This window comes from Ardenticatenales bacterium, assembly GCA_020634515.1.
Taxonomy (GTDB): domain Bacteria; phylum Chloroflexota; class Anaerolineae; order Promineifilales; family Promineifilaceae; genus JAGVTM01.
This window is the reverse complement of sequence record JACKBL010000001.1, coordinates 351,377-363,998: the sequence shown is the minus strand read 5'-3', so window position 1 is coordinate 363,998 and position 12,622 is coordinate 351,377. Positions and strand designations below refer to the sequence as shown.

The 12,622-nt window shown below is 59.0% G+C and carries 12 protein-coding genes; 9 read left to right on the top strand and 3 right to left on the bottom strand.

Annotated elements, in window-relative coordinates:
- Window positions 1–274: 274 nt before the first annotated feature.
- From H6650_01335 to H6650_01305, 7 genes are all read left to right on the top strand, one after another.
- A complete protein-coding gene (locus tag H6650_01335; GenBank protein MCB8950634.1) occupies window positions 275–592 on the top strand; it encodes an SCP2 sterol-binding domain-containing protein in 318 nt (105 codons plus the stop codon).
- Window positions 593–895: 303 nt separating this feature from the next.
- Window positions 896–2,263, top strand: coding sequence for an AAA family ATPase (locus H6650_01330; protein ID MCB8950633.1), 1,368 nt, complete (start codon window positions 896–898; stop codon window positions 2,261–2,263).
- A 1-nt stretch (window position 2,264) separates the two neighbouring features.
- On the top strand, window positions 2,265–2,525 hold the full coding sequence (locus tag H6650_01325) for a hypothetical protein (protein ID MCB8950632.1): 261 nt from the start codon (window positions 2,265–2,267) through the stop codon (window positions 2,523–2,525).
- 414 nt (window positions 2,526–2,939) lie between these two features.
- A complete protein-coding gene (locus H6650_01320; GenBank protein MCB8950631.1) occupies window positions 2,940–4,244 on the top strand; it encodes a thymidine phosphorylase in 1,305 nt (434 codons plus the stop codon).
- 91 nt (window positions 4,245–4,335) lie between these two features.
- Window positions 4,336–5,226 (top strand): patatin-like phospholipase family protein, encoded by an 891-nt coding sequence (locus tag H6650_01315; protein MCB8950630.1) that lies wholly within the window; start codon window positions 4,336–4,338, stop codon window positions 5,224–5,226.
- Complete coding sequence (locus H6650_01310) at window positions 5,219–5,962, top strand: ROK family protein (protein ID MCB8950629.1); 744 nt, start codon at window positions 5,219–5,221, stop codon at window positions 5,960–5,962. Before H6650_01315 ends, H6650_01310 begins: the two co-directional genes overlap by 8 nt.
- Before the next feature lie 8 nt (window positions 5,963–5,970).
- Window positions 5,971–7,332: a putative DNA binding domain-containing protein gene (locus tag H6650_01305; GenBank protein ID MCB8950628.1), complete on the top strand. Its 1,362-nt coding sequence runs from the start codon at window positions 5,971–5,973 to the stop codon at window positions 7,330–7,332.
- A gap of 197 nt (window positions 7,333–7,529) precedes the next feature.
- Here the strand turns inward: H6650_01305 and H6650_01300 are convergent, their stop codons facing one another.
- Window positions 7,530–9,095 (bottom strand): YhfC family intramembrane metalloprotease, encoded by a 1,566-nt coding sequence (locus H6650_01300; protein ID MCB8950627.1) that lies wholly within the window; start codon window positions 9,093–9,095, stop codon window positions 7,530–7,532.
- A 169-nt stretch (window positions 9,096–9,264) separates the two neighbouring features.
- Between H6650_01300 and H6650_01295 the strand changes: the two genes are divergently transcribed.
- Window positions 9,265–9,837, top strand: a complete 573-nt coding sequence (locus H6650_01295) for a hypothetical protein (GenBank protein MCB8950626.1) — start codon at window positions 9,265–9,267, stop codon at window positions 9,835–9,837.
- Here H6650_01295 and H6650_01290 read toward each other — a convergent pair.
- Both H6650_01290 and H6650_01285 read right to left on the bottom strand, forming a co-directional pair.
- Window positions 9,827–10,786: an ABC transporter ATP-binding protein gene (locus tag H6650_01290; GenBank protein MCB8950625.1), complete on the bottom strand. Its 960-nt coding sequence runs from the start codon at window positions 10,784–10,786 to the stop codon at window positions 9,827–9,829. The genes H6650_01295 and H6650_01290 overlap by 11 nt on opposite strands.
- Window positions 10,779–10,976: a PLDc_N domain-containing protein gene (locus tag H6650_01285; protein ID MCB8950624.1), complete on the bottom strand. Its 198-nt coding sequence runs from the start codon at window positions 10,974–10,976 to the stop codon at window positions 10,779–10,781. The genes H6650_01290 and H6650_01285 overlap by 8 nt, the downstream gene beginning before the upstream one ends.
- Before the next feature lie 186 nt (window positions 10,977–11,162).
- Here H6650_01285 and H6650_01280 point away from each other — a divergent pair, with 186 nt between their 5' ends.
- The gene (locus tag H6650_01280; protein ID MCB8950623.1) at window positions 11,163–12,611 is read left to right on the top strand and encodes an aspartate aminotransferase family protein; all 1,449 of its coding nucleotides are present in this window, start codon (window positions 11,163–11,165) and stop codon (window positions 12,609–12,611) included.
- Window positions 12,612–12,622 lie beyond the last annotated feature (11 nt).

The following is a 12,622-nucleotide window of genomic DNA, read 5'->3' as shown; positions in this document are numbered from 1 at the left end:
GCGGAAGGGGCCACCGGCAACAGTCCGTCCTCTTCTGATTTCCATATGAAGATCACTTGACCAGGGTTCCTGATCGGAATCGGGACGAAAGGCAGGCGCGTCGCGCTTCCACATCTCATTTTATTGTCCGCAAGAATCTCTCAAAGCACAAGAACGGGCAAAGCGATCAGGTTGGCGCGCCGCCGACTGGCACTCACTCATCAGCACCGAGAATACAAGGGTCTGGCGGACTCTTATATTCTGCCCCAGCACTATTCGCAAAGGAGTAATTTTAATGACCACTGCTACAGATTTGTTTGCTCATATGGCGGAAACATTTGACGCGGGAAAGGCCGGCAACCTGGATGCCACCGTGCAGTTTGACCTCAGCGGCGAGGGCGGCGGCCAATGGCACGTGAATGTGGCTAACGGAGCGTGCTCCGTGGCCGAAGGCACAACCGCCTCCCCGACTGCCACCATCCGCATGAATGCCCCGGACTACGTGAAGATGGTCAAAGGGGAGCTGAATCCGGTGACGGCGTTCATGATGGGTCAGATCAAGGTCGAAGGCGATCTGAACACGGTGATGAAGTTCCAGACCTTATTTGGCTGATCAATGCCGGCACACCCCCTGGCCCACGTACCCTAAATAGCACAACAGCCAGGCCTATTTGAAGACACACAAAAGCCCGTTTTCACGATGAAGCGGGCTTTTTTTCGCCTCTGCCCCCTCTTGACGATAAATGTTATAATTTTGATACTTCTTCGATGTGAAGCATTCTTTCATGTGTATCGCCTGAGACATTTAGAAGTGTGCTACCCCTTCAATGCATTTAGCATTCACCCACTAACCATTGAAGGTTGACCGCAAGCAAAAGCCACGACACCAAACGAGAGAAACGCTTGTGAGGACCCTATGCAGCGATTAATTGTCAGAGACTTCATGGCCGTCAACCAGGCCGAACTTGAGGTTGCGAATACGCTCCTATTAATTGGAGAACAAGCCAGCGGCAAAAGCACGTTAGCCAAACTCATTTATTTCTTCAAGTCTCTGCGAGACGAGTACGTTGCCCTCCTCGTTGATTCTGACGGGCCTGATTTGCATCTCCAAAGAGCTTTTTGGGCGCTCATTGGAAAAAAATTCTATCGTATTTTTGGTTCTATCCAAAAGCTGGCTAAGTTCGACATCAAGTATTATTTTTCGGAACAGAAACACATTCATCTGTGCCAGGGCGAATTCCCTGATGGTCGAAAAAAACTGGTTATCACAATATCTGGCAATGACTGGTACTATGAACTCACTCAGGGTGAGGGAAAGCGTCTCCTTCAGCAGTTGCACAGGTACTCAGAAAAACGATTTGACTTTGAAAGCGCTGCCTATCGTCGCACTTTGCGAGACGTCGCGTCTTTTACTTTCAGGTCATTTGTTGACGATACGCAAACATTGGTCTTTCATCCTGCCGGGCGCAATGCAACTGTGGCCTTCAACGATTTTTTTGAACAGGCTTTCTCACAATCATTGGCCGTATCAATCGGAACGTCTGATTCTTACGGTGAGGATGAGTTCTCATCCCCCATTCCCACTTCATCCGCGACGAAGCTTGATAAAGATATTTACCTGATGTACCAATTTATGCGACACGTCGCAAATATAAAGACGGTTTTCCGTGGAAATGATTTCGAGAGTTTAATCGGGGACAAAATCGCACGGGAATTCAATGGTAGCAATAGTAGAGGCAACCCGGCATTGCCATTGTTGATAGCCAAAGTGAATCAAATTCTCAAGGGAACTTATGACCATTCTAATTACGAGAAAATCAAATTCGATGGCGGAGAGGTCTCTTTAACGGATGCTTCTTCAGGACAACAAGAGGTGATCCGCATTTTGCAAGATATTTTTCTTGTTGTCCTGAATAAAGAAAAAGGCTGCCGCATCATAGAGGAACCGGAAGCACATCTGTTTCCAACAGCGCAAAAACTACTGTTAGAAATGATAGCTTTAATGATTAACAGCACGAACAGCCAGATTGTTTTGACAACGCATAGCCCTTACATATTGAGCGTCATTAACATTCTTCTGTTTACCCATCAAGTAAAGGGCAAAGACGATCAATTATGGTTAGAACCGGATCAGTGCCGTGTCTATGCGTTAACCAGTGATGGCCATTGTCACTCAGTGCTGGATACTGAAACAAAGTTGATTGATCAGAATGTACTTGATTCCGTTTCCCTGGAATTGGCAAACCACTTTAACCGACTATATCAAATGTTTCTGGAGACGTAGCGTGCGTGATATGTTGAAGGGGCTAAAAAGCGTATTTGCTTCTCGGCTCAAAAATAGACAATGCTTTGATTTTGACAAGCGAATCCAATTTGAAATAGAAGATCCAAAGGGTGCATCCCCTCCTCGCATTATTCGCGGATCGGCTCCGTCAGCCCCCGCCACACTCTTGATTGAGAATCCGTGGGGAAAAACCATCTGGTTCACTGAAAAAACCGGGTTTTTCGAGTGCCCGGCCAAAATTACCAGAGTGGTTCATGTGTAAAAAACCCGGTTTTTGGCCTTTTTTCAGTAGAGTCAACGGATTGATTGCGCATTATTTGACGATGTCAAATTCTGTATGGTTGAGTTGAAATTGAACATGACTTCACGGAGCGAGATAACGATTCAGGAGCGGTTCGATGAAGCTGTCAATGAAAAATTTCCTGCATTTTTGCGATTTTTCAATAATGCATTTGTTTTCTCGCCCAATGTACGGTCCCATGAAAAGTACAGATTTGAGGCGTGGCTTGTTTTTCCTCCCCGCGTACTGAATGCTATTCAGCCCAACTTTAGCGCGGCTCGTATGAGTCAAGCAGTACGTTTTTCGCTCTCCAATCAGATTGCGGGGAAGCGCGTCGCGCTTAAGTGGCAGGGTCCCTTTACATTCTGACCCCTGATATTCCAGAGTTCCTAAACTATGAACATCACCAACTTAATTGAGACAAAACGAGACGGGGGCGAGCTGAGCGCGGCACAGATCGAATGGTTTGTGCGCGCCTACACAGCGGGGGACATCCCCGATTATCAAGCAGCGGCGCTGACGATGGCCGTGTACATTCGCGGCATGAATCGGCAGGAAACTGTGGCCCTGACCCTGGCCATGGCCCATTCCGGGGATATGTTGGACCTGCACGATGTGGTTCCCTTCACGGTGGATAAGCATTCGTCGGGCGGCGTGGGGGATAAGACGACGCTGGTGGTGCAACCATTGGTGGCGGCATGTGGCCTGCCCGTGGGTAAGATGAGTGGGCGCGGCCTCGGTTCCAGCGGCGGCACGCTGGACAAGATGGAGGCGATTCGCGGCTGGTCGTCTGATCTGACGCTGGCGCAATTTCGGCGGCAGTTAGCGGAGATTGGTCTGGTGTTGGCCGGGCAGACGGCGCGACTGGCCCCCGCGGATGGCAAGCTGTACGCGCTGCGGGATGTGACGGGGACGGTGAGCAGTTTACCGTTGATCGCGTCCTCGATTATGTCAAAAAAACTGGCCGGGGGCGCGGATGCCATTGTCCTGGATGTAAAGTTGGGCAGCGGGGCGTTTATGCCCACGGTGGCGGCGGCGCGGGCGCTGGCGGAGATGATGGTGGGGATTGGCAAGGATGCCGGCAAAAAAACCACCGCCCTTCTCTCCGACATGAACCAACCCCTGGGACACGCCATCGGCAACGCTTTGGAAGTCAGAGAAGCCATCGCCACCCTCCGCGGCGGCGGCCCCGTCGACTTCTGGTCCCACTGCCAGGAGGTCGCCGCGCACATGCTGCTGCTGGGGAACCGCGCGGACACGCTGGATGCGGCCAGAGAGATGGCCGCCGCCGCCCGCGCCAACGGCACTGGCCTGGCGAAATTCCGCCAGATGGTGGCGGCGCAAGGCGGGGACATCCACCAGGTGGACTCCCCCGACACACTGCCCCAGGCGGCATTTATAGAAACCGTTTCCGCGCCACGAGAGGGCTACGTGGCAGCCCTGGACACCGGAGCCATTGGTTGGGCATGCGTACATTTGGGCGGCGGGCGCCTGCAAAAAGGAGCGACAATCGACCATAGCGTGGGGATGGTGATGCCCACGAAGATCGGCGACTGGCGACAGGCAGGCGATCCCGTTTGCGTCATTCACGCCAACGCGCAAGACCACCTGGATGCGGCGCGTCAGGCCATCCTGGCCGCCATCACCTGGTCCGACACCCCCGTTTCCCCACTTCCCCATTTCTACGGAACCGTATCATGATCCTCTTTTTCGTTTGTAACGTTGAAACGAAACGGTTTCGGAGACGCAAGGACAAGAGACCGGGTTTGGGGACCAGAAGCTGCTTGTTGCGATGAAACTCGGATTGGCTTTGGGCGGCGGCGGCGCGCGCGGCGCCGCCCACATCGGCTTTCTCATGGCACTGCGAGAGCTAGGCGTGTGGCCGGACCTGATCACGGGGACCAGCGCCGGCGCGATTATTGGCGCATTGGTGGCGGCGGGGATGGACCTGGCCGCCATTGCCGCGTTTTGGACCGAGATCAACCTGCCCCAACTGTTTTCGCTCCCCGGCAGCAAACCCGCCTTCACGGATAATGTGAAAGCGGAGGCGCTGATTGAGAGCGCGATTGGTCGTCCAACATTCGCGGACCTGAAGATACCGCTGGCGGTGGTCGCGGTGGATCTGGTACACCGCCAGGAGGTGGTGCTGGATGAGGGGGACGTGATTTCGGCGGTTTTGGCGTCGGCGGCGTACCCGATTTTGGCCCCACCGGTGCAACGGAATGGGATGCTGCTGATCGATGGGGGCGTGTTGAACAATGTCCCCTTCGATGTGGCGCGCGCGCGCGGCGCAACCTATGTCCTGGCCATTGATTTAAGCAATACGGCGCCTTATGGCACGGTGGTGGAGCCATCGGCCAGCGCGCCGGGCTTGTTGGGTAAGGCGCTGACGGCCACGCAGCGGCGGCCTATCTGGCAGGTGGCTTCGGCGGTGTCGGATATTCTAACGACGCAGGGGGTGCGGGCGCGGATGGCGATTTCGCCGCCGGATTTGCTGGTGCGACCCAATGTGGGCACGCTTGGGTTGTTTGATTTTCATCGGACGGGAGAGGGCGTGGATGCCGGCAAAAAAGCAGCCCAAAACGCAAGCGAAACCCTGCAAAAACTGGTCGCAAAAGTAACAGCACACGACAAATTGCAGCAAACAGAGAATAAACTTCCAGGAGAACGCAGCAATGCATAGACTCGGCATTGACGTCGGGGGAACAGGTATCAAAGGGGCGCTCGTGCATATACATAGGGGAGAATTGGCGACGGAACGCCTCCGTATTTTGACCCCCAAACCGGCCACGCCCGACGCCGTCATTAGCGTGATTCAAGAGTTGGTAGACCATTTTGCCTACAGCGGCCCGCTGGGTGTGGGATTTCCGGCGGCGATTCTGAACGGCGTGGTGAAAACAGCGGCCAACGTGGACCAGACCTGGATCGACTACGACGGGCAGACGAAAATCAGTGAAGCCACCGGCTGCCCGGTGAAGCTGGTGAATGACGCGGACGCGGCGGGATTAGCAGAGGTGCGCTTTGGCGCGGGGCGGCAGCAAAAGGGCGTGGTGTTCGTCTTCACGCTGGGCACGGGCATCGGCAGCGCCCTGTTTGTGGATGGGCGGTTGGTGCCCAACACGGAGTTGGGGCACCTCTATCTACCCAACCAGGCGCATGACGCCGAATATACCGCGTCGGAACGGGCGCGGATTGAGCAAGAGCTGACGTGGGAGGCGTGGGCGGCAAACCTGGATGCGTATCTGCGGCATATTTATGGCCTCTTCTGGCCGAATTTGATTATTCTGGGCGGCGGCGGTAGCAAGAAGCTAGACCGTTTTCTGCCTTATCTGACGGTTCCGGTGCGGATTGTGCCGGCAGAATTAGGCAACGAAGCAGGTATTGTCGGCGCCGCGCTGGCCACCGAACTCCTTGACTGACCCTACTCATGAAACCCCTCCAATCAGGCCCTCGCCTCGCTTTTTTGCCCTATGCCGACGTGGAAGCGCTGGCCGAGTGCCTGGTGGCCTTCGCCAATGCCAACGGCGGCACGGTCCTCCTGGGGGTGGACGAACACGGGCAGCCCACGGAAACCATCTGGGAAGAAGAGGCGGAAGGGGCGCTGCGCGAAGCCGCCGGCCGCTGCCAGCCCCCCGTGCCCACCCGCTGGCAGCAAGTAGAATATGGCAGCTACACCCTCATTGGCATTGAGGTGCCGCGCGGCCTGGAACTGCACAGCCTGGACGATGGGCGCGTCCTCATCCGCAGCGGCAGCTACAATCGCCCCGTGTTAGGGGATGAGATAAGCCAGCTCTCCACCAGCCGCGGGTCGGCGGAGTACGAATCGGACGTGGTTCCGGGCGCGACGACGAACGATTTCGACGCGGATATTTTGCAGGAGTATCTGGCGAAGCGGGAGGCGCGCGGGGCGGCCCGTGTGACGGCGCTGCCACAGTTGTTGTTTGAGATTGGCGCGGTGAATCATGAGGGGGAGCCGACGGTTGCCGGCATTCTCCTTTTCGCGCGCAAACCCCAGATATTTTTGCCTCAGAGTGGGCTGGTTTTTGTGCGATTTGCCGGCACGGAACCCCGCGGCAGCAGCGAAGAAGGCAGCGCCGGCTACGGACGCCGCGACGAAATCAGCGGCCCCCTCGCCCGCGTCGTCGAACGCGCCTGGAACGTCATCTGGGAAGAAATGCGCGTCGGCGCAGTCTTGCGCCAGCTTGAGCGGCAAGAAGTCACCGAATACCCTCCCTTCGCCGTGCGCGAGGCCCTGATCAACGCCGTTGCCCACCGCGACTACCGCATTCGCGGGCGGCGCATCGAAGTGCGCATGTTTGACGACCGCATGGAAGTGATCAGCCCCGGCGGCCTTCCCGGCTACATGACGCTGGACAACCTGGTCGAAGAACACTACTCCCGCAATCCCCGCCTGGTCAACGGCCTCTATCAATGGGGCTACATCGAAGAACTGGGGCTGGGCATTGACCAGATGATCGAAGACATGGTGCAGCTAGGCCATCCGCCCCCCACCTTCCGCGCCACGCCCTACTCCTTCACCGTCCTCCTCTCCAACCGGCGCAAAGCGATTCCCGCTGCTGCCCCCAAGTGGGCGGGCAGCATGAACGAACGGCAGGCGCGTGCCCTCACCTACGTGCGCGAAAACGGCAGCATCACCAACCGCGAATATCAGCGGCTTTGCCCGGACGTGACGGCGGAGACCCTGCGCCTGGACCTGGCGGACCTGGTGGAAAAAAGCGTCCTGCTCAAAATCGGCTCCAAGAAGGGCACGCACTACATCTTGAAGTGACGACCACCGACAGCTTCCCGGAAGCTAGGAGACTGTTCGCAGTCAAACAGCTTCCGGGAAGATGGTCGTCATCGTTATCCCATACGCCATTTGGGATAAATTTGGGATAAATTTGGGATATTTGGGAAACCGGTTGGGAAATACGGGGGGCAGGGGGGCGTGGTCAGGGGACAGTGTGATGGTTGCCGGTTACGATGTTACAGTTCCTGGGTCTCAAAGCTGGCGACGGCGAAAAGCAGGAAGAGGATGATCAGGTTTATGCCGGCAACAAGCGCGCCGCCATTAGGGGTGATGGTTCCGGGCAGCCCTAATTGCGCAGCCCAGGCGACGAGGCCAGAAGGCATGAGCGGCCCAATAATGGGCAGACTCCCCAGCACAAGCAGCCCCACCGACAGCACCAGCCCCAGACCCGCCGCCGCCCCCGTACTGTTGGCGACCGTGCTTCCCAGCAGCGTCGCCGCCGCAAAAACCAGCAGCCACACCAGCAACAGCAAATTCCCCAGCATAAACGGGCCAAACGCCAACGGCGCGAATAGCAGGCTGGTGTAATAGGCCGTCGCCAACCCCGCCAGCAGGAACGCAGCGAGATACACCAGCGCCTGCGCCGTAAACTTGCTGAGGACGAACGCCCAGCGGGGCAACGGTTTACTCAGGATCATGGGCGCAATCCCCCGCTCCTTCTCCCCCGCCACCGCGCCCATCCCCAAAAGCAACGCGATGATGAAGCCGAACTGCGTCAGATTCTTGATGTACTGCCCCAATGCGTCCGCCGTGGTTGGCTGGGGGATAAGGTCGGCAAACTGTTCCGCGCCGGCCACCGAGCGCAGAATCTCCGGCGTGAAGCGGGCAATCAGGGGTGAGCCGAGGCCAAAAAAGAGGAAAACGGCGGCCACGATCAACACCCGCCGCGTGCGCCATTGCTCCCGCAGTTCTTTGCCCACGGCAGCGGCAAATAACGTCCATTCCACTCGCGGGGATGGGCGCGATGGCGAAGCCACGCCTCGCGGCCATGTGCGCCACACCCAGAAGATGCCCGGCAGGCTCAGGCCCAGCATGGTTCCCCACACAGCCCAGGAAGAACCGCCGGATTGCGTGACATACACAGCGGCGGCGTCGAATGTGGCATGGTAGAGTAACGCGAGTAGCGCATAGATCGCGTTGCGCCGCTGGAAAGCGGTCCACACCAGGAGGGAGAGGACGACGTGCAAAATGATAGCGATGACGCGCTCCAGGGCTGGGAGTAGCAGCAACCAGGGGGTACGTTGCATCGCCTGCAATTGCTGGGCGACGAGCGCCGCTTGCGAGGCGGGTATGGGCAAGGCACTCAAATCGCTGCCGCGAATCGCCCACAGGCTGCTGAAACTGCTGGCGGCCAGCACGGCCACAAACCCCATCGCCTCCACGCCCCCATGCCCCAAGCCAACCATGACGCCATCCGCCCACTGCCGCCCCGCGCCGCGCCGGAAGAGAAATACATACCCCACCGCGCGCGCCACCGTCTCAAACAGGCCCGCGCTCAATCCAAGGAGCAGAGCGGCCCGCACCAGCGCCATCCCCGTGGGCACGCTATCCGTGGGCAGCACGCCCCATCGGCCCAGCAAGTCATTGACGGGCAGATGCACCGCCTGCGCTGCCCCAAACGTAAGGATGCCCAGGCAGAACAACCACCAGGGCGTGTCAAATCGCCGCCGCCAGGCGACGGCCAGGACCAGCGGCAGCAAGATCATCACGGCAAGCGATAGGGAAAAGAAAAACAGCGTCATCGTCATATCCATGGGCATGAAAGGGAACGTGGCTATTATAACAAAACAGGCAGGCGGTGGGATAGGGCAAATAGGGCAAACAAGGGGTTGACGCCCCATGATATAATGACGCCATCGGTGGGGGTGAGGCTGTTTCTGCCGGCATAACATCCACACAGGAGGAATAGAAATGGGCAACCCGTTGTTGAATAACGCCGGCGCCGCGCTGGCCCAGGAAACGGTCGTCACCTTGCAACACACAATCTGGGTGCATGGCAGCAGCGCGCAGTTGCAGTTCGCCAGCAGCCAATTGGGACCCGCCGGTGAAAAGTCTTTGGTGGATGCCACCGTCCTGGTCAAGCAAGGGCAGGGAGCACGTATGGAGGCCGTGGGCACGACTCTGGGTAATTTTGTGCTGCATTTTCCGCTTTCCACGCCCACATTTGGCCCCGGCGGTCAGCGATTGCGCCTGCAATCGGTGCTGCTGGATTTCCAGGTGGCGCGGAACGCGGTCGTGACAGAGGTATCTGCCTGGGATGGCAACCGGCGCGTTGCCCGATTTGCAAACCTGGGGTTGGCGGGAACGCATTCGCTGGAGGTGCTGTCGGTGGACGAACTGCCCGTGGTCATGAAGGGGATTGATATTGCCGTGACGGTGCGGGTGACGGAGGGGCAGACAGGGGTGGTGGTGTTTCATGCTGCCGGCATTCAACTTGCCACCGTCTCGAATTCCGGACAGGTCCTGGCTCCCGCTAACTCGTAATCTCGGACTGGCTCAGGCTGAGGAAGATTTCTTCCAGCGAAGGGCGCACCCACTCATACCGATTGAGCAGCAAGTTGTGTTGGGCAATGAGGGGGATGAGGGCGCGTTTGCCGGCATTCACCTCCCCCGCCGCCACCACACGCACCACATTTTCCGCCTGCGACACCGCCGCCACCCACGGCTGCCGCGCCAGGTCCGCCGCAAAATCCGGCAATGCCGGCAAACTGGCCCGGTCCACCTCCACCAATATCACATTAGAGGCATAGCGCGCCAGCAATTCCTCGCGCCCCGCCACCAGCAGCAACTGTCCCTCGTGGATAATGCCCACCGTATCGCAAATGCGCTCCACGTCCGCCAGAATGTGGCTGGAAAAGAACACCGTCACCTGCCCGCGCAAATCTGCCAGCAGCGTCAACAACTCATGCCGACCCGCCGGGTCCAGAGCGCTCGTCGGTTCATCCAGCAGCAGCACGGGCGGATTGTGCAGCAGCGCCTGCGCAATCCCCAACCGCTGCACCATTCCCCCTGAAAAACCACCGATTTTCCGCCTGGCGGCACTCGTCAATCCCACCCGCTCCAACATCTCCGCCACGCGCCGCCGCCGCGCCGCCGCGTCCATCAGGAACAACCGCCCGACGTAATCCAGATACTCCCGGGCTGTCATCCATTTGTAGAAGGCGGGGGCTTGCGGCAGGTAGCCGAACTGCGTCCGCGCCAGGCTGCCGTCGCCTGTCGTTTCTACGCCGTTGATCCAGGCGGAACCGGTGGTGGGATGCGCCAGGCCGGTGAGGAGGCGAATGGTGGTGGTTTTGCCGGCACCATTCCGCCCCAGGAAGCCGAAAATGGACCCCGCCGCCACCTCCAGGTCCAGCGGTTTCAGGGCTTCGATTTCCCCATAACGACGGCTGAGATTGCGACAGGTGATTGCCGGCATTTCCATCTCACTCATCCCCCCGCCCAAACACAAAATACGCAATCGGCCCCAGCATCTGCACAAACAGAATCAACGCCAGCCATAACCAGCGCGAACCCCGCGTCTGGGGCCGCCGCCACCAATCCACCAGCGCCGCCACCAGCAACCCCAACTGGATTAAGATCACCGGAAGCAACAAAGGAAGCAGTTCGCGCACCTTATCCAGATCGTTCATCTCATACTCCAGGTCTCTTTATCTGTGCTAGAATTCAGAAAACGAGCGTGCATTTGCCGCCATCTATGCGCGCGCGCCCGCTCAAATTGTCCGCAAAGCACCCCTTTCACGCAAGCCAACGCCGCCCCGTTACCTGTTCAACCATTCAGCCATTCACCCATTGACCATTCTTCTCCCATGACCACATGCCCTCTTCCCCTACAAGGACGCCCCAAAGACGACATTCTGGACCAAATGCGCGCCGCCCGTGCCCAAGACCTCGACTGGGAGGATGGGCGCGTCTTCAGCCTCGTCTTTTCCGCCGGAGCCGAAGCCGCCGCCCTGCTCAAAGAGGCTTACACGCTCTTTATGTCCGAAAATGCCCTCAACCCGACCGCTTTCCCCAGCCTGCGTCGCTTTGAAACGGACGTGATCGGCATGAGCGCCGCGCTGCTGGGCAGCCAGGGCCGTGTCGTGGGCAACATGACGTCGGGGGGCACGGAAAGTATCCTGATGGCGGTGAAAACGGCCCGCGATTGGGCGCGCGCCACGCACCCGCAACGCCACCCGCCGGAAATGCTCCTGCCCGTTTCCGCGCACCCCGCTTTCGACAAGGCCGCCCGTTATTTTGATGTGCGCCCGGTGCGTGTGCCGGTGGGGTCTGATTTACGCGCTGATGTGGAGGGGATGCGTGCCGGCATTTCCCCCCGCACCATTCTCCTCGTCGGCTCCGCCCCCTCCTACCCCCACGGCGTCGTCGATCCCATCCCCGAACTGGCCGCCCTGGCCCGCGAACACAACCTCCTCTGCCACGTAGACGCCTGCGTCGGCGGCTTCATGCTCCCCTTCGTGCGTAAACTCGGCTACCCCGTTCCCGCCTTCGACTTCCGCGTTCCCGGCGTCACCTCCATCTCCGCCGACCTGCACAAATACGGCTACGCCGCCAAAGGCGCTTCCGTCATCCTCTACCACAACCGCGAACTGCGTCGCCACCAACTCCACGCCTACACTGACTGGCCCGGCGGCATCTATGCCTCCCCCACCATGGCCGGCACGCGCCCCGGCGGAGCCATCGCCGCCGCCTGGGCCATCATGAACCACCTGGGCGAAGAAGGGTATCTGCGCATCGCCCGCGAGGTGATGCAAACGGCCACCGCCTTGCGCCAGGGCATCAACGCCATCCCCGGACTGCGCGTGATGGGCGAGCCGCCCATGAGCCTGATGGCCATCGGCGCGGATAACCTGGACATTTACGAAGTCGGCGACGAGATGACGGCACGCGGCTGGCATCTGGATCGGCAGCAGTTCCCCCCCACGCTGCACTTGACCGTCAACCATTTGCACGCGGGGCGCGAAACCGATTTTCTCGCCGACCTGGCCGCGGCAGCGGCGGCGGCGCGCCGCCCCAGCCTGCAAAAATGGGGCAACAAGGTGCTGGTCCGGTCGGCGCGGCTGGCGGCAAAATGGCTGCCTGATTCCCTCGTCAGCCGCCTGACGGGGCGGGCCTCCGCCCTGGTCGGCGGCGGCAATGCCGGACTCCCGCAACGCTCCGCCGCCATGTACGGCATGATGGGTTCCCTCCCCAACCGGGGTGATTTGCAGGAGGTGGTGCTGGACCTGGTAGAGCAGTTCACGGAAGCGCAGTAAAGCAGCCGCAT

What these genes read in the sequence shown, in the direction of transcription:
- H6650_01335 (MCB8950634.1), top strand. Translation starts at nt 275, where the DNA reads ATGACCACTGCTACAGATTTGTTTGCTCATATGGCGGAAACATTTGAC.
- H6650_01330 (MCB8950633.1), top strand. Translation starts at nt 896, where the DNA reads ATGCAGCGATTAATTGTCAGAGACTTCATGGCCGTCAACCAGGCCGAA.
- H6650_01320 (MCB8950631.1), top strand. Translation starts at nt 2,940, where the DNA reads ATGAACATCACCAACTTAATTGAGACAAAACGAGACGGGGGCGAGCTG.
- H6650_01315 (MCB8950630.1), top strand. Translation starts at nt 4,336, where the DNA reads ATGAAACTCGGATTGGCTTTGGGCGGCGGCGGCGCGCGCGGCGCCGCC.
- H6650_01310 (MCB8950629.1), top strand. Translation starts at nt 5,219, where the DNA reads ATGCATAGACTCGGCATTGACGTCGGGGGAACAGGTATCAAAGGGGCG.
- H6650_01305 (MCB8950628.1), top strand. Translation starts at nt 5,971, where the DNA reads ATGAAACCCCTCCAATCAGGCCCTCGCCTCGCTTTTTTGCCCTATGCC.
- H6650_01300 (MCB8950627.1), bottom strand. Translation starts at nt 9,095, where the DNA reads ATGACGCTGTTTTTCTTTTCCCTATCGCTTGCCGTGATGATCTTGCTG.
- H6650_01295 (MCB8950626.1), top strand. Translation starts at nt 9,265, where the DNA reads ATGGGCAACCCGTTGTTGAATAACGCCGGCGCCGCGCTGGCCCAGGAA.
- H6650_01290 (MCB8950625.1), bottom strand. Translation starts at nt 10,786, where the DNA reads ATGAGTGAGATGGAAATGCCGGCAATCACCTGTCGCAATCTCAGCCGT.
- H6650_01280 (MCB8950623.1), top strand. Translation starts at nt 11,163, where the DNA reads ATGACCACATGCCCTCTTCCCCTACAAGGACGCCCCAAAGACGACATT.